Below are 15,191 nucleotides of genomic sequence, written 5' to 3'. Positions count from 1 at the left end.
ATCACCTGTTGTTTTGGCGTTCGGTACGGTTAATTGCACCGATATTGCGCAGATAGACCTTTGCTTGAACGGTTATCTCACTTTTTTCATACAGACGCTGCCCTGTTTCCCAATCCTGCCGAATCTTTTTCCATAGCGAAAAATGATGCTGCTTGAGATAGCTGCCAAGCTTGATGACATCCACTTTCATCTGGTTATGGACCTTCCGGATGGTGTCATTGCTCATTCGCTGGATTTCTTCGGCAAACACTTGTTCAAGCTTCTCCATCGCCATGTGATTCAAATAATCCATTGTGGTGTAAGACTCGGCTAATGTGCCTTCACATTCAATGATGATCGTGAATTTCATGTGCTGCCGATCTCGCAAATCTGCTTCAATGCTATGTTTCATCCCTTGAATGTTCATTGAGACAAGGTTGTTTTTCAGCTTGCCTTTTAGCATACCTCCGCTAATATTTCCCGTGAGAAAATTCAGTCCCTCCGTCTCTTCCTCCCCGAGAAAACCCATCAACTGATTGTCATGAGCAAAAACGGCCGCACCTGCTAATTTTACCTCTTGCTCTTCGGGTCTGATTCGTGGAACCACAAAACTGTAGGGGCTAAGAAGCTCCTCGTGGACATCGCCCAATCGGACATCTGGAAGCATGCGGGAATTTTTATCGTCATTCTCCGCGACAGAGTTGACGTAAATGGCTGGCAGCTTTTCTGTTTTCGGTTTGACTTCCAGTACTTCTTTGGCAAGACCTTTTGAGATAAAGACCTTGCTGCTTCGTCTTGAGTCTGGATCACGCAGATAGAAATCGAGTGCCCTGGCAAAACCGTCTTTGGTACGGGCGACATCCTCAGAAACGATCAGGATCTTCATATGCTGATAAAACGGGGATCGGCTGGTTCGGGTAGCCAATTCGCGGGAAATCTCAAAAAGGGAATCCCCTTCAGATACGAGATTGTGAAAAGCCTCATTGGCTGTGTTTTGACCGCCTCCGCTTCCTTGACCGCCTGAGACCAACCCACCGGGCACGACGAATTGATGTGTGGCGAGAAAGCGTTCTTTTACGGGAGGTTTGTCGGGAGCCTCTTGCTTGGCTTGCTGCTCGGTTTCTTTCGTACGAGGCATATCAATCCCTACGCCCACGACAAATCCTCGTTCCTCAATTTGAACCTGATCCCAGCAGCCAGCCAGCAACGTCGAGAGAAGCAGGTATATACAGAAGGCAGTGAGCTTTCTATTCATGACCCTTTACACCTCGTATGACAGCGATGAGGAGCAGCAAAATCGGACATAAATAGACGACGATCATTCCGAAATAGGTGATGCTGTCTGCAAACGTGAAGAAATCAACCAGGTTTTGCGGGAGCATCGCGACAAAATAAATGATGGGAGAAAGAATGAGCACCCAAACCGTTTTACGCACCTTGTGGAACATGGACTGCAAGTTGAGCACCGTAATATCGAGCCACATCGCACAGGTGTTGAAGATCGTCATGATCCAGATGGTAAAGAAGATGGATTCCACCCGTTCAAAGAAGCCGCCAGGGATTTCTACCTCTTTTGCCAGCTCGATGGTTGGATAGGTCAGGTTCGTTGCTACGTCAGCAGAGAAGACCCCGATGACAAACATGTAGATGGTCAAGTAGAGCAGAATGGGAATCGAGAGCCCTAGTGTTACGGCTTTTGCCCCTTCTTTAGGGTTCTTCATCAGCATGGTGTAAAACAGGATAATCTCGAAGCCTGAATAAGACAGTCCGACCGCTCTTGTTCCTTCCATGAGTGCGGGCCAGTCTGAAGAAAAGAAGGGCCGGATATTTTCTACCTCGAACAGCTGGGTCGTAAAGAGCAAGACGATGAGCATGACGACGAGAACGACAGGGAGAAAGAGCAAGTTGAGCCGCAGCATGGAAACGCGCGTTCCGACTACGGCATACTGAACGATCAACAGAAAGGAGAGTGTGATCATCTCAACTGGTGTATTGTAAAACAAGTATTGCTTGGCAATATTTCCGATCGCCCGGATTTCAAACGAGACGAAAAGCATGGTGTAAATACAGACGACCAAGGTCAGGATGTAGGCGATTGGCTTGGTTGCGATGATCGAGGTGAATTCAAAGAAGCTTTGTCTGGGAAAGCGAGCCGCCAGCTTGGCAAGAAGCCAGCCAATCACACACGCGCAGAAACCGCTCAAAACAACCGAAATCCAGCCGTCGAAAGCCCCTGTTGCCTTGGCTAGGGAGCGGGGAAAGGTCAGAATGCCGACGCCGATTGTGACAGAGGCGATGCTGATCCCCATATGATTTTTGCTGATCATTTTCTCCGCCAAGGTTTGTGCGCTCACTTACGACCCTCCTGTGTTCATACGATTTTCGTCTTTCGGGTGAAGAGCATCTGGTCGGTTCTTCAAGAAGGTCACAGGTGCCCGCAAAATTAAATCCTTCCAGTCCCTCGGCATCTGAGGAGCTAGAGGTGCCAAATAAGGGTACCCGATGCTGGTCAGATTGGATAAATGAATCATGATGGCAATCAAGCTTAGTACCACGCCATAAATTCCAAAAATGGCTGCCATAAACATCGCAAAAAAACGGATCATCCGAAAGGCAATGGCGAGGTGATAAGCAGGGATGGCGAACGAAGCGATAGCAGTAAGGGCAACAACGATGACCATGACCGGACTGACGATGCCCGCAGATACCGCAGCGTCACCGATGACGAGACCGCCGACGATCCCGACTGTCTGGCCGATCGGCTTTGGCAAGCGTAATCCGGCTTCCTGCAACAGCTCCATCGTTGTCACCATCATGATCGCTTCTACGAATGCGGGAAAAGGAACCCCATCACGTGTGGCCGCAATCGAGAAGGCGAGATCAGACGGGATCAAGCCGGGATGAAAGGTGACGAGAGCAATATAAAAAGCGGGTGAATAGACGGCAAGAAAAGCTGCCAAATACCGCAAAAGTCTTGCCAAAGTACCTACAATCCAACGCTCGTAGTAATCCTCTGGCGAATGCAGGAGCAAACCAATCGTCACAGGCAAAATAAGCACCATCGGAGTTCCGTCGAGCAAAATCGCAACACGGCCTTGAAAAAGCGCAGCGCTTACTTTATCGGGGCGCTCCGTGTTGTGAACCTGAGGAAAGGGAGACAGAAAATCATCTTCAATCCATTGCTCGATAAAACCGGACTCTTCTACTTCATCGATATCAATTGTGGAGATTCGCCGCCGCACTTCATTCAGTAATTCTGGATCAACGATGTTTTCTATGTAGGCGATGATCAGATCTGTCCTGCTTCGTTTCCCTACGATGGACCCTTCAAAGCGCAAGCTCGGGTCTTTGACACGTCTGCGAATATGAACGGTGTTGTCCCGGATACTCTCCGAAAACCCATCCCGGGGACCTCGCACCAGCCCTTCGGAGACCGGCTCCTCGACGGAACGGGTTTTCCATCCCTTGCTGTCGATAATAATGACTTCGGCCGTTCCATCTACGAAAAGGGCTGTATCCCCAGAAAGAATGCTTTCGAGTGTTTTTGTGAAGTCCGTTGCTTTCGATATTTCGACGACAGAAAGGATTTCCTCATAGAGCATCTGGACAATCTCATCGGGTTCAGTCGGCACCACTTTGGAAGCAGTCGAGATCATCAACTGGATATGTCCGAGTACCTGCGTATCCAGCATATCGCAGTTCGCCAATCCATCAATCGCAATAACACCACAGCGATGATTGGTGTTGCCGATAAAAAAGGAACGAATCAATAAATCGTGTGGGCTGCCCAACACGGTCTTAAACGTCTCCATGTTTTGCTGCAAACTGGTCGATAGTGTCTGCGTAGGATCATTTCGTTGCTGCAAACGCTGCGTGATAAGAGAGGAAGTTTTCTTTTTGCGACGATGGGATAAAAATCTGCGCATCATTTGAAGTTCCTCCCGTTCAGAATGCGAATATCATGTTAGTGCGATTTTTTCCAGATGAGAGGAAAATTATGCGGAAGAATAGGCGAATGCTAAATCTTTCATAGTTTTGAATTGAACTCATCTGTGACCTATGTTACATTCGGCATGGTAGAATAGAGAGTAGTAAAAAGGAAGTTCAAAAAATCGTCTTTTGTCTTTTGATCATGAAGTAGTCATGAAAGCTTATTCGACATCGAAAATGGCGTTCACCATCGAAGTCCGGTGCTCATGTAGGTCCCCTACACTCCGCTCCTCCTTCTTCAGGTTCTCGCCATTTTCTCGATGCTGAAAAGACGACTTTTTGAACAGGCACAAGTAGAGAGAGTAGGAATGATGGAGAAGGGTGGAATAGAAGTGCTTGACAGTCAAGTATTGATCCGGGAAACGGACTTTTCCCGACTGGCACATACATGGGAAGAACTCGCGGAAGTAATGAAATCGCAGGGAGACGAAACCACGCCTCACAAGCTCATTCAACTGGCCGCGAAAACAAAGCGCGCTGAGCTGAACATTGCGTTTTGCGGACATTTTTCCGCAGGAAAATCAACGATGATTAACACGCTTTTGGGTGTCAATTTGCTACCGTCCAATCCGATTCCGACCAGTGCGAATGTCGTCAAGATTCGCGGCGGAGAAAAAGCGGCTCGCGTCTTCACCATGAACAGCGGAGTCCTTACATTTGATCCAGATACGGAGATGGAGAAGCTCAAGCAGTTTGCTGTTGACGGAGATACGGTTGAATCCGTAGAGGTCTCCTATCCGGGAACATTCCTTGACGAATACGCCAGCTTGCTCGATACACCGGGCATTGACTCAACGGATGCAGCACACAAAATCGCTACGGAATCTGCGCTGCATTTGGCTGACGTCGTCATTTACATGATGGATTATAACCATGTTCAAGCCGAAGAGAACTTCAACTTTACGAAGACGTTGAAGGATCGTGGCAAGCCAGTCTATCTGGTTGTGAACATGATCGATAAACATATTGATTTCGAATTGGATTTCGATAGCTATAAGGAAAGTGTCGAGGAGGCATTCGCGACCTGGAATATACATCCAGATGGTATTTTTTACACGTCGCTTGCGGAACCAGATCACTCTGAGAACATGTATGAAGAATTTAAGGGTATGCTTGCTCAGTTGATCGCTGATCGTGAAAAGCTGGTTGGCACGAGCGTTCGCAGTGCTGCCGAGCATTTGATCGACGAACACATCCAAGTAGTAAGAACAAGCCAGGCAGACCAACGCCAGCAGTGGGAAGCCCAGCTGGATGGTCTGGAAGTGGAAGGCATCGACAGTCGTAATGCTGCGGCTGTGCAGGAAGCGCTTGAGCAGGAGGAAGCGACAGCAGCGGCTCTAGAGCAGCGTGCTGAGGATGCCCGAATGCAGATGGAAAAAGAGCTGAGCGTACTTTTGGACAATGCTCGTTTGACTTATTTCAGCACGAACGAAGCAGCACGAAGCTACTTGGAGAGCCGCAAGCCGGGCTTCAAGGTAGGGCTGTTGTTTGCAGGCAAGAAGACAGAGGAAGAACGCGCACGTCGCGAAGAAGCCCTTCTCGTTGAGTTCCGCGAAAAAGTGGCGGGAAATCTCGACTTCCACTTCAAAGAATGGCTCGGCAAGCAGCCGCAAGTGTTTGATTTGCGGAGCGAAGAATATCACGCCAGCGTTCACGCAACCAAGATCGAGATAACGGGCGAGTTCTTGAGCAAGCACATCAAAGAGGGTGCTGCTTCGAGTGAGTACGTCCTGAACTACTGTGCGGATATTTCCAACGGGATGAAGCTGGAGTACAGACGAGTGGGTCTCTCCTTCATTGCACAAGTGGTTGAGATGATCAAGGAGCAGGTGCGTGTAGAAAGTGCGGCTCAAGTCGAGCGTCTTGGCGTATTGCGTGAGTTGGCAGCGCTGCATCAAAAGCTGGCAGGACTGGCAGCGAGAGAAGAAGAAACCAAGGGTCGTCTGTTGGCGATTATGCGTGGAGGAGAACAAGTAGCATGAATCAACTACGAGACAAACTAATTGCGGCAGCAGAGCGTCTGCGGCGCGCAAGTGAAGAAGTCGTTTCTGTACCAGGGATGCAAGCACAGGCACAGGCGATGCTGGATCGAGCAGATCGCCTGACTGCCAATCGTTTTACTGTCGCACTTTTTGGTGCATTCAGTGCAGGGAAATCGTCTTTTGCGAACGCTTTGATGGGCGATCTTGTGCTGCCTGTATCGCCGAATCCGACGACAGCAGCGATCAACAAAATTATGCCGCCTACAGATGAACGCCCGCATGGAACTGTGCGTGTCGTCTTGAAGGAGCGCGAAGCAATCGAGCAGGATGTCATCCGTTCACTCGCTGTGTTTGGACTGGTTGCATCTGATCTGGATGGGGCATTGGCTGAGCTCGGCAAGATCGACGTCGCCCAAATCCCGCCTACAGCAAAACCTCACTACACCTTTTTGAAAGCTGTTACAAAAGGCTTGCCAGAAATGGCCGCTCATCTGGGTGGAGAATTGCTGGTGGATATGCAGGCTTTCAAAGGCTTTGTAGCCAAGGAAGAAAAAGCTTGTTTTGCGGAATACATCGAGCTGTTCTATTCCTGCCCGCTGACAGACCAGGGCATCGTTCTCGTCGATACGCCTGGTGCGGATTCCATCAATGCGCGTCACACAGGTGTGGCGTTTGAATACATGAAAAACGCGGATGCTGTGCTGTTTGTCACATATTACAACCACGCCTTTTCACAGGCAGACCGCGAGTTTTTGCTGCAAATGGGACGGGTCAAGGATACGTTCGAAATGGACAAAATGTTCTTTATCGTCAATGCTTGTGACCTCGCAGCAAACGATGAGGAATTGCAGGGCGTGATTACCCACGTAGAGAAAAACCTCCTCTCGTGCGGAATTCGCCTTCCGCGTATTTATCCGGTGTCGAGCCAGACTGCTCTGTTGGCACGGATGCATGAAAAAGGCAAGCTGGCAGCTTCTGCGGAGAAAGTATACCGTCAGCGCACGAATACGGCTGAAGGCGAGCCGCTGATGCCGGCAGATGAAGCCTTCAAGTTCTCGGGAATGGCTTCGTTTGAAGCAGAGTTCCTCCGTTTTACGATTGAAGAGCTGACGCAAATTGCTGTGAATGCTGCAATCGGTGAAATCCGTCGCGCCCATGATACCTTGACAGAATTCATGCGTATGGCGCAGTCCGGCGAAGACGAGCGTCTGTTGCGCAAAGAAGCAGCAAGCAATGCCAAGACACAGGCTCTGTCAGCTGTTGAAGCACTGTCTACCGCTTCGTTCGAGCGCGACCTGGCAAAAGAGCGCGAGGAACTGCTCTACTACGTTCGCCAGCGCTTGTTCTTCCGCTTCAACGAGCTGTTCAATCTTGCTTTTAACCCGGCTGTCATCAAGGACGATGGACGGAACATGAAGCAAGCACTGCAAGGATGCTTGACTGATCTTCTGCGTTCGATCAGCTACGACTTGGCGCAAGAGCTGCGTGCCACAACCCTTCGCTTGGAGAAGTTCACGAACAAGCAGGGGACAACACTTGTTGCGGCGTGGCAAAAGGATGCACAAGGCTACGCAGCAGGCTTGACCTTGGCACCTTATCAGCAGCGACAGGTGGAAACACTGTCCTTTGCGAACGAACTGCCAGTAGCCGAATCTGCATTTGCATCCGCGATTTCCTTGTTCAAAAACACCAAAGACTTTTTCGAGCAGGATGGCAAAGCAAAAATGCGTGAAGAACTGGAGAAGCGCATGCAAGAACCAGTGAGCGCGTATGTAGAAATCGGAAACAAGCAGCTGGATGAGCAGTTCAGCGCGCTGTTCCAAGAGCTGGTGGCGAGTGAACGCAATCGCGTCATCGACCAGATCAACGAGTATTTCACAGGTCTGTTTGCGGCTCTTGAGATGAACGTCGATCTTGACGAGCTGGCGGCAAAAGTAAGTCGTGTGGCGGCTGAGTTGGAGTAGTCCCGGTTTGGTAGGAAAATGAATAGGGCAGTTCCCGGGTCTTGAAGAGATGAGGGGAATGCCCTTTTTTCTGTTGTTAGGTGGCTCTTGTCATATAATTAATAGGTGTAGGAGCTACCAAATTGTTTTAAATTGATTCTGCTAATTGAGTCCTTGCAATATTGTGCAAATGTTTTGGATTGAGAATTGCTAATCAGAATTCATGAAAACTTTTAATCAGGGCTTATCAAGCATTTGCCTACTAATTCATCTGCCTCAAAGTCATCTGGCTGGAGATTCAATGAAATCGTATCTTTAATTTTTTCAGGATTCTTGTATTTCATATGAACAACGTTATTGACAACAAATTTTTTGGCAAGGTTATTCGCGTCAACTAGAACATTACCTGTTAACTGCCCTTGATATTTGCCAGTTATTACAACAACATTTGCGGACTGAAGATACATTGCAAATTCAACATTTACTTTAAACAAATCTACCACCTCCGTTTTTGCTCATCTAATTGTTTCCTATAATCCCTAAGATGCTGAATTGTTTCTCTGGTTTCGACATTTGGTATGCCATATGCTTTTCTATGCTTGATTAGCTTTTCTTTTGCTTCAATCTCCATCTCTAAAATATTTGAACCGGTAGCTCTTCCTGTTCTATACTGAGTGGCATGAATAAACTCCTCAAATACAGCCGAAGCAGACGGGTTTGGTCTAAACGCAATTGTCTTATCATTTAATGTTGATGCTTCTGTACCATGCCAATTTAATAGTGGTACCGCTTCATATTCAGGAACAAGAAGCCCCCCTTGCTTCTCAAAAGCATTTTTCATTCGATTAAACTTTTCTGGATCCATTGGAATATGACCGGAACCATTGTCAATCCTATTAAGTGTCTTACCCCACTTCCTATTCCCTTTACTAGTAGCCTCTACGATATTTTTAACGTTTTTGCTTCTTCCAAGCGTAAGTGCATGTAAGGCAATCCCACCGATTGCAAGTCCATCCGCGAGATTGATTTTATCATCCCGTAACGTATTCAAGTCCTCCTGCATCGGCTCAATATAGCCTTCCCTCACAAACACATTAACGCCCTTAGGTAAATCCTCTGCCGCCTTCTGCAAACCTTTTGGCAAATCATTTGCAGCTTTTTCTAGTGCCCCAGGCAGTTCACTTGCCGCTTTTTGCATCGCAGCAGGAACATCTCCAAGCTTCGATATTCCTTTGATGAAATGGTCCAACATACTTGGCTTTTCCTGCGGTTTCTCGCAAGCAGGTCCTCGCCCAAAAACGGCATCTGACGACCCACTATTTGTTGAGGACTGATTACCTATCGTCACACCACCCAAATCCTGCCCGTCATCTTCAATCTTAATGAGTCCGCAATGGAAACATATATTTGTGGATTTGTTCAACAATGCGGGGTGTCCGCCGACTATTTTGTCCAGTTTGCCATCGATCCATGGCATGGTCATCACAGGTGTGCACGGCACCGGTGTTAGTACACCATTGTTTGCTGCGGTAGCAGAAGCGACAGTGGGATTCTTCAAGTTGTTGCACTGACCAAATGGCATGATATTGACGTTGGGAACAAAGTCCATGATGTTCATTTTGTGGCTTGCCTTTTACAAAAACACCATGACTGAACGGCATTTTTAGCCGACTTAACTGGCTTCCGCTACTGCATGATAATATGGCACCAACAACCACATAACTCTTGCGTTCAGCATTCGACTTTTGGACGGTGATATCTTCAATATGAGGCATTCAGTCTCCTCCTCACTGGCAGTTTCCTATACAGATGGAAGATGCTCATGGTGATAAAAAGACGAATGATATCCAATCTATATATAAAAAGGGAATAATACCCACATACTGAGGTATCGGTTTGGGATTGGTCGCTAGTTATAGATAGAAAGTTGTGAATAAACGATGTGCAAATAGGTATTAAGTTCTATTCATGTATTCCTGTTATTTTTATTTCCGATTCTCCCATTCCTCGCGCAAAATCCCCATCTTAATCGCATCATAATATTCACCGCGAACAATCCTTGCTTTGCGTACCCGGGCTTCTTCCACCATTCCCATGTGAGCAGCCAGCTTGATCATCCGTTCGTTGCCGGACCACGTACCGATGCCTAAACGGACAGTATCCATGTGGGTAAACAAGTAGTCGATCCACATCCGAAACGCTTCCCGGCCATAGCCATTCTGCCAGTAGCGGGAGTCGTAAATAACGATTCCGATTTCGCACCAGTTCGTCTCCTCGGATACCCAGTAGCGGCCGACACTGCCTTTTAGCTGGCCGTCAATCTCAATCATCAGCTCGGTTCTTGGTGCATCTGTCCCGACGAGAGAAAGAGACTCCTGGTGACGCGGGAGGGCACGATACTCTTCTTTTGTGTACGGATCAAGCGGTTTGTAGGGGCCATTCCAATTGAGATGTTCACGATCCTCTGCTTCGTATTTCCAATAGTAGATCGTATCAATATCTTCTGCTCGAATATCTCGCAGAACGACCTTTTCTCCTTGTAAATGAATACGCATGACTTGCTCTCCTTTCGTGTGGGTGAATCTGGTACAATCATTGTAAAAGAGAACTGCTCCTATATATAGTGACAGTTTGAGAGAGTTGGATGGGAACAGATTGGAGGGTCGCTGATGGAGTACATGCCGATCATGGATGCACACAGCAAAGAACCTTTGTATCAGCAGCTGTACAAGCAATTAAGCAAACGGATTGCATCAGGAGAGATACCGTCCGGAACCAAGATGCCATCGATCCGTCAGTTGATGAAAGCAAGCGGCGTCGGAAAAAATACGATTGAGGCAGCCTATCAGCAACTGCTCGCAGAAGGCTACATCGTGAGCCGGGAGCGAAGCGGCTTCTATGCTGCCGAGATTGAGAGATGGTCAGAACCAGTGGATCAGGATGAGGAGATTGCCTTGTATTCGTCCATCCTGAAAAAGAAAAAAGGAGAGCATCTCACTTGTCGCTACAATTTCCACGGTTCTGTCATCGATACGAAGCACTTTCCTTATGCTGCATGGCGCTCTTGCATGCTGGAGGCGCTGGATGTCTATCCCGAGGACTTTGCTTTTTACGGGGATGATCAAGGCGAATGGGAGCTGAGAGAAGAGCTTAGCGGATATTTACGCAGAGCCCGTACGCTCATTTGTCGGCCAGAGCAAATCATCATTGGCACTGGATTACAGCAGGCTCTCAGCTTTCTGTGTCTGCTCTTGGCGGATCGGCATCATGTGGTTGCGATTGAGGAGCCTGGGTATGCAGATGCTCGAATCGTTTTTTCGCATCACGGGTACGAGGTTGTGTCGATACCGTTGGAAGAAGAGGGGCTGTCCATTGAAGCCTTAGAGAAAAGCAACGCAACTGTCATATACACAACCCCGGCCCATCAATATCCGTATGGGATGGTCATGCCAGTCAGCAAACGCCAGCAATTGCTGCAATGGGCAAAGAGAACGAACGGAATCATCATCGAAAATGATTACGATGGCGAATTCCGCTACAATGTACACCCTACGCCATCTCTGCAAGGAATGGATCGGGATGGATGTGTGGTTTATATCGGAAATTTTTCCAAAGCATTTTCTCCGGCACTTCGCTTGGATTACACGGTACTTCCGAGGCAATTGCTCGGGAGATATTTGGAAACATTCCAGGCGTATCCTTCTCCGGTTTCCCGCCATTTGCAACGAAGCATGCAGTTGTTCATGCAAAAGGGCTACTGGGAGAAGCATGTCCGAAAAATGCGCACCGTCTATCACCGCAAGCACGATGCACTGCTTCGGGCGATACAGACCTACATGCCCCGGGAAATCCGAGTATTGGGACAGTCAGCAGGGCTGCATATTTTGCTGGAGGTGGATACTTCCCGAACGGAGAAGGAGCTGATCGAGCTGGCGCGTGCGGCCGATGTTCGCGTTTATCCAAGCGGCCATAACTGGGCCAATGATCCGACAAATGCACGTCCACGAATTATTGTTGGATTTGGTGGAGTGGAGGAACAAGACATTGCGGTAGGGATCAGGCGTTTGGCAGAAGCTTGGTTTTCGCTATGATCTGCGCTTTTGCCGGATCTTCTCGTTCTTATCCTTGTCGTCACCTTCCTCTTCCGCCGATTCTTTTTTCTCGATCTTTTGCTCATGGAATTCAACTGGTGTTTGCCCGAACACGCGATCTAGCGGGGTGTAGTAGTGCTCGACCGGTTTCTTTTGGATAAAAAAGCGGTAGCAAGCCATCCCGAGCATGCCAAAAATCAAAAGGGATACGCCAATAATCAAGCCGGACATCATCATCATTTTTTGTCCCTCCTTTTTGTGAGGTTATGGATGATTTACGATGAGGGTTTCAATTAGTTTCAACAGAAAAAAGCAGCCTATGACGTGGGACAGAGTAGTTGTCCAGCGCATAGGCTGCTTGGCTTTTATCGGCAAGGATTATTTCATGCTTTTTTGGTACTCATCAAACTGAGCGGTTACCTCATTCGAAGGCTTGCTGGTCAAATGGCTGACAACCACGATGGCGAGCAGGCTAATGGCAAAGCCGGGAACCATCTCGTAGAGGAAGTCCTTCAGCACATCAAAACGAGTCCAAATGATAACGGTAAGCGCGCCAGCGATCATACCCGCGAGAGCACCCCATTTGTTCATGCGCTTCCAATAGAGAGAGAGCAGAATGACAGGCCCAAACGAAGCGCCGAATCCAGCCCACGCATATCCGACGAGATCGAGGATCGTGTCATTTTTATTCAAGGCGAGCAAAAAGGCGACGACAGATACGAGCAATACGGACAGACGGCCAAAGGTGACCAGTTCTTTGTCGGTTGCAGAACGCTTGAAAAAGGTTTTGTAAATGTCCTCGGTCAAGGAGCTGGATGTGACGAGCAGCTGAGAGGAAATCGTACTCATGATCGCTGCCAAAATCGCCGCCAGCAAAAAGCCGGTAATGATTGGATGGAACAGAATCGTACCCAGCTGGATGAAGATCGTCTCAGGATCGCTCAACGTCCAGCCTTGCTTGGAGTACAGGGCGATACCGACCAGACCTGTCAGCATGGCGCCAGCGACGGAGAAAATCATCCAGCCCATACCGATGCTGCGTGCTTTTTTGATCTCACTCGTGGACGTGATCGCCATAAAGCGAACGATAATGTGCGGTTGTCCGAAATAACCGAGACCCCATGCAAACAAGGAAATGATGCCGAGCAGGCTCGTCCCTTTAAAAATATCAAGCAAAGAGGGATCGACAGTGTGGATCTGGGTAAATGTTTCTCCCAATCCGCCTGTTGTAAGAACGGTCACGAGCGGAACGAGAATGAGCGCGATGACCATAATGAGTCCTTGTACAGCGTCCGTCCAGCTTACAGCGAGGAAGCCGCCAAACAATGTATAGGCAATGGTGACCAATCCGACAATCCACAGTCCCGTTTGATAACTCAGGTGGAAGGTGTTTTCAAACAACACGCCTCCAGAAACGAGACCAGATGAGACGTAAAAGGTAAAAAAGATCATAATAACAAGAGCCGAGACAAGACGAAGCATCCGAGACCCATCCCCGAAACGATTTTCCAAAAAAGCAGGAATCGTAATCGAGTTATTGGCAACCTCCGTATACGAACGAAGGCGGGGAGCGACATACAGCCAGTTGGCATAAGCGCCGAGAGTCAGACCGATGGCGATCCAGGATGCACTAAGACCTTGAGCAAACATGGCACCTGGCAAACCCATCATCAACCAACCGCTCATGTCGGATGCACCCGCACTGAGAGCGGTTACAGTTGGACCGAGAGATCGACCCCCGAGCATGTAGTCGGTCAGATTGGAGGTACGTTTATAGGCATAATAGCCGATTAACAGCATACCTGCCATGTACACAATAATAGACACGAGCAGCATATTCATTGGCAGCACCCCTTGCTATGTTTAGTATTTATGAAATTTATATGAACATCTTACACGTTATCATGCCCAATAATAAAAATCTATAAGGAAACACAGAAAATTTTGTAGAAACTCAATAAAAAGTTTTTTAATAACACGAAAAAGCCCGCGATGATTGATCGCAGGCTTTTCTTGAAATGTTTTCCAAATTACTGAACCTGAATCTGACCGTTTCCGTCGAGTGTTACTTTGAATTCCTTTACGACAGTAGGCTCGGCACTTTGGTTGTTCAAATCGTGCTTAAGCACTTTGAAAGTACCGTCGGCAGAGAGCGTGCCTGTATATTCAACACCGAACATGTCAGATTTGTAAAAGCTGAAGTTCGCTAGCTCGGTCTTTTGCAATTCTTCTACGAGCAATTGACCATCTCCGCTGAACATCGCATTACGCAAGGCTTCAGAGGATTCGTATTTTTGCTGGAGGTATGTTTGCAGCTGTTGGGCAACCTCAGACTCCGCCAGCTGCTTGCCTGCTTCCAGAACTTGCTGACCGGCTTCGACAGCCTGTTTGCCTGCCTCAATGGCTTGCTGTCCTGTTTCTACTGCTTGCTGGGCGGTTTGGACCCCTTCGGATATTTCGGAGCAGGCAGTGAGCAGCAGTGCGCATGCAATAATCAATGCTTTTTTCATGTGGTTCACTCCTTTCTGGCGTGACGATTCTTACTTTATTTATTTTACCGTATATCCACTGACTTCGCATCCGCATATGATGAGGTAAGCGTAAGAGCTGCACTGATTACAGGGAGGAAACACAATGATTCAAGGGAAAGTAAAATGGTTCAGCAAAGAAAAGGGCTATGGGTTTATTGAGCGCGATGGCGGACCTGATGTATTCGTACACTATTCTGCGATTACGGGGTCAGGTTACCGAAATTTGGAAGAAGGCGAGCAGGTGGTCTTTGAGATCGTAAATGGACAGCGTGGGCTGCAAGCCGCCAATGTAGCGAGGAAAATCGTGTAAAAGTGGTAACATCTTCCAAAAACACAAGGCGAAGGACTTCCTTCGATTCAAAAACGCCGTCATACCTGTACAAGGCAGACGGCGTCTTATTTATGTCACGTAACGTTCGGGATTGATCAAAGGTTGTTGTAGAGAAAGACTGACAATGCAATGACCAGGGCGATCGTTATGATGCCGTAAATGATCAACAGATTGCGGGAGCGTTGTTTAAAGCCCCGCACTTTGGATTCGGATGGGTTAATTCCGATTTTTATTGTAACGACGAGACCTATAAGAACAAGAACAATAATAGCAATAATGAAAGGCAAAATACTCATAACAGCCAGTCCTTTCTGTATGGCACAGTCATCCTGCCGGATATACAC

Annotated in this window: 13 protein-coding genes and 1 pseudogene; 4 read left to right on the top strand and 10 right to left on the bottom strand. The window is 48.0% G+C overall.

The window, feature by feature from the left end; translation table 11 throughout:
• Position 1: 1 nt before the first annotated feature.
• From FB479_RS17685 to FB479_RS17675, 3 genes are read right to left on the bottom strand one after another with little or no spacing between them, the layout of a single operon-like run.
• The gene (locus tag FB479_RS17685; RefSeq protein WP_142066167.1) at positions 2-1,234 is read right to left on the bottom strand and encodes a Ger(x)C family spore germination protein; all 1,233 of its coding nucleotides are present in this window, start codon (positions 1,232-1,234) and stop codon (positions 2-4) included.
• Positions 1,227-2,333, bottom strand: coding sequence for a GerAB/ArcD/ProY family transporter (locus tag FB479_RS17680; RefSeq protein WP_142066166.1), 1,107 nt, complete (start codon positions 2,331-2,333; stop codon positions 1,227-1,229). The genes FB479_RS17685 and FB479_RS17680 overlap by 8 nt, the downstream gene beginning before the upstream one ends.
• Positions 2,334-3,908 (bottom strand): spore germination protein, encoded by a 1,575-nt coding sequence (locus FB479_RS17675; protein WP_142066165.1) that lies wholly within the window; start codon positions 3,906-3,908, stop codon positions 2,334-2,336.
• A gap of 321 nt (positions 3,909-4,229) precedes the next feature.
• On the opposite strand from FB479_RS17675, the gene FB479_RS17665 reads away from it, so the two are divergent.
• A complete protein-coding gene (locus FB479_RS17665; RefSeq protein ID WP_255438436.1) occupies positions 4,230-5,951 on the top strand; it encodes a dynamin family protein in 1,722 nt (573 codons plus the stop codon).
• Positions 5,948-7,915: a dynamin family protein gene (locus tag FB479_RS17660; protein WP_106657471.1), complete on the top strand. Its 1,968-nt coding sequence runs from the start codon at positions 5,948-5,950 to the stop codon at positions 7,913-7,915. Before FB479_RS17665 ends, FB479_RS17660 begins: the two co-directional genes overlap by 4 nt.
• Positions 7,916-8,127: 212 nt before the next feature.
• Here the strand turns inward: FB479_RS17660 and FB479_RS17655 are convergent, their stop codons facing one another.
• The 3 genes and pseudogenes from FB479_RS17655 to FB479_RS17645 form a co-directional block, all read right to left on the bottom strand.
• Entirely contained in the window at positions 8,128-8,388 is a 261-nt protein-coding gene (locus tag FB479_RS17655; RefSeq protein ID WP_106657472.1) for a hypothetical protein, read from the bottom strand.
• An 863-nt stretch (positions 8,389-9,251) separates the two neighbouring features.
• Positions 9,252-9,669, bottom strand: a pseudogene (locus FB479_RS17650) (DUF4280 domain-containing protein); the annotation flags it as partial.
• A 210-nt stretch (positions 9,670-9,879) separates the two neighbouring features.
• Positions 9,880-10,449, bottom strand: coding sequence for a GNAT family N-acetyltransferase (locus FB479_RS17645; protein ID WP_106657473.1), 570 nt, complete (start codon positions 10,447-10,449; stop codon positions 9,880-9,882).
• Between the two features lie 114 nt (positions 10,450-10,563).
• Between FB479_RS17645 and pdxR the strand changes: the two genes are divergently transcribed.
• Positions 10,564-11,985 (top strand): MocR-like pyridoxine biosynthesis transcription factor PdxR, encoded by a 1,422-nt coding sequence (gene pdxR / locus FB479_RS17640; RefSeq protein ID WP_142066163.1) that lies wholly within the window; start codon positions 10,564-10,566, stop codon positions 11,983-11,985.
• Here pdxR and FB479_RS17635 read toward each other — a convergent pair.
• From FB479_RS17635 to FB479_RS17625, 3 genes are all read right to left on the bottom strand, one after another.
• Positions 11,980-12,225 (bottom strand): DUF3951 domain-containing protein, encoded by a 246-nt coding sequence (locus tag FB479_RS17635; RefSeq protein WP_106657475.1) that lies wholly within the window; start codon positions 12,223-12,225, stop codon positions 11,980-11,982. The genes pdxR and FB479_RS17635 overlap by 6 nt on opposite strands.
• A gap of 138 nt (positions 12,226-12,363) precedes the next feature.
• Entirely contained in the window at positions 12,364-13,827 is a 1,464-nt protein-coding gene (putP, locus tag FB479_RS17630; protein ID WP_164724448.1) for a sodium/proline symporter PutP, read from the bottom strand.
• Between the two features lie 188 nt (positions 13,828-14,015).
• Complete coding sequence (locus tag FB479_RS17625; RefSeq protein WP_142066162.1) at positions 14,016-14,495, bottom strand: outer membrane protein assembly factor BamD; 480 nt, start codon at positions 14,493-14,495, stop codon at positions 14,016-14,018.
• 124 nt (positions 14,496-14,619) lie between these two features.
• On the opposite strand from FB479_RS17625, the gene FB479_RS17620 reads away from it, so the two are divergent.
• Positions 14,620-14,826, top strand: coding sequence for a cold-shock protein (locus tag FB479_RS17620; protein ID WP_106657478.1), 207 nt, complete (start codon positions 14,620-14,622; stop codon positions 14,824-14,826).
• Positions 14,827-14,942: 116 nt separating this feature from the next.
• On the opposite strand, the gene FB479_RS17615 is transcribed toward FB479_RS17620, so the two are convergent.
• Complete coding sequence (locus FB479_RS17615) at positions 14,943-15,143, bottom strand: hypothetical protein (RefSeq protein ID WP_007728714.1); 201 nt, start codon at positions 15,141-15,143, stop codon at positions 14,943-14,945.
• Positions 15,144-15,191 lie beyond the last annotated feature (48 nt).

Origin of the sequence: Brevibacillus sp. AG162 (assembly GCF_006715575.1) — a bacterium.
GTDB classification, from domain to species: domain Bacteria; phylum Bacillota; class Bacilli; order Brevibacillales; family Brevibacillaceae; genus Brevibacillus; species Brevibacillus brevis.
This window is presented reverse-complemented; position numbering and strand designations above follow the sequence as displayed.

What these genes read in the sequence shown, in the direction of transcription:
- FB479_RS17685 (WP_142066167.1), bottom strand. Translation starts at nt 1,234, where the DNA reads ATGAATAGAAAGCTCACTGCCTTCTGTATATACCTGCTTCTCTCGACG.
- FB479_RS17675 (WP_142066165.1), bottom strand. Translation starts at nt 3,908, where the DNA reads ATGATGCGCAGATTTTTATCCCATCGTCGCAAAAAGAAAACTTCCTCT.
- FB479_RS17665 (WP_255438436.1), top strand. Translation starts at nt 4,230, where the DNA reads ATGCTGAAAAGACGACTTTTTGAACAGGCACAAGTAGAGAGAGTAGGA.
- FB479_RS17660 (WP_106657471.1), top strand. Translation starts at nt 5,948, where the DNA reads ATGAATCAACTACGAGACAAACTAATTGCGGCAGCAGAGCGTCTGCGG.
- FB479_RS17645 (WP_106657473.1), bottom strand. Translation starts at nt 10,449, where the DNA reads ATGCGTATTCATTTACAAGGAGAAAAGGTCGTTCTGCGAGATATTCGA.
- pdxR (WP_142066163.1), top strand. Translation starts at nt 10,564, where the DNA reads ATGGAGTACATGCCGATCATGGATGCACACAGCAAAGAACCTTTGTAT.
- FB479_RS17635 (WP_106657475.1), bottom strand. Translation starts at nt 12,225, where the DNA reads ATGATGATGATGTCCGGCTTGATTATTGGCGTATCCCTTTTGATTTTT.
- putP (WP_164724448.1), bottom strand. Translation starts at nt 13,827, where the DNA reads ATGAATATGCTGCTCGTGTCTATTATTGTGTACATGGCAGGTATGCTG.
- FB479_RS17625 (WP_142066162.1), bottom strand. Translation starts at nt 14,495, where the DNA reads ATGAAAAAAGCATTGATTATTGCATGCGCACTGCTGCTCACTGCCTGC.
- FB479_RS17620 (WP_106657478.1), top strand. Translation starts at nt 14,620, where the DNA reads ATGATTCAAGGGAAAGTAAAATGGTTCAGCAAAGAAAAGGGCTATGGG.
- FB479_RS17615 (WP_007728714.1), bottom strand. Translation starts at nt 15,143, where the DNA reads ATGAGTATTTTGCCTTTCATTATTGCTATTATTGTTCTTGTTCTTATA.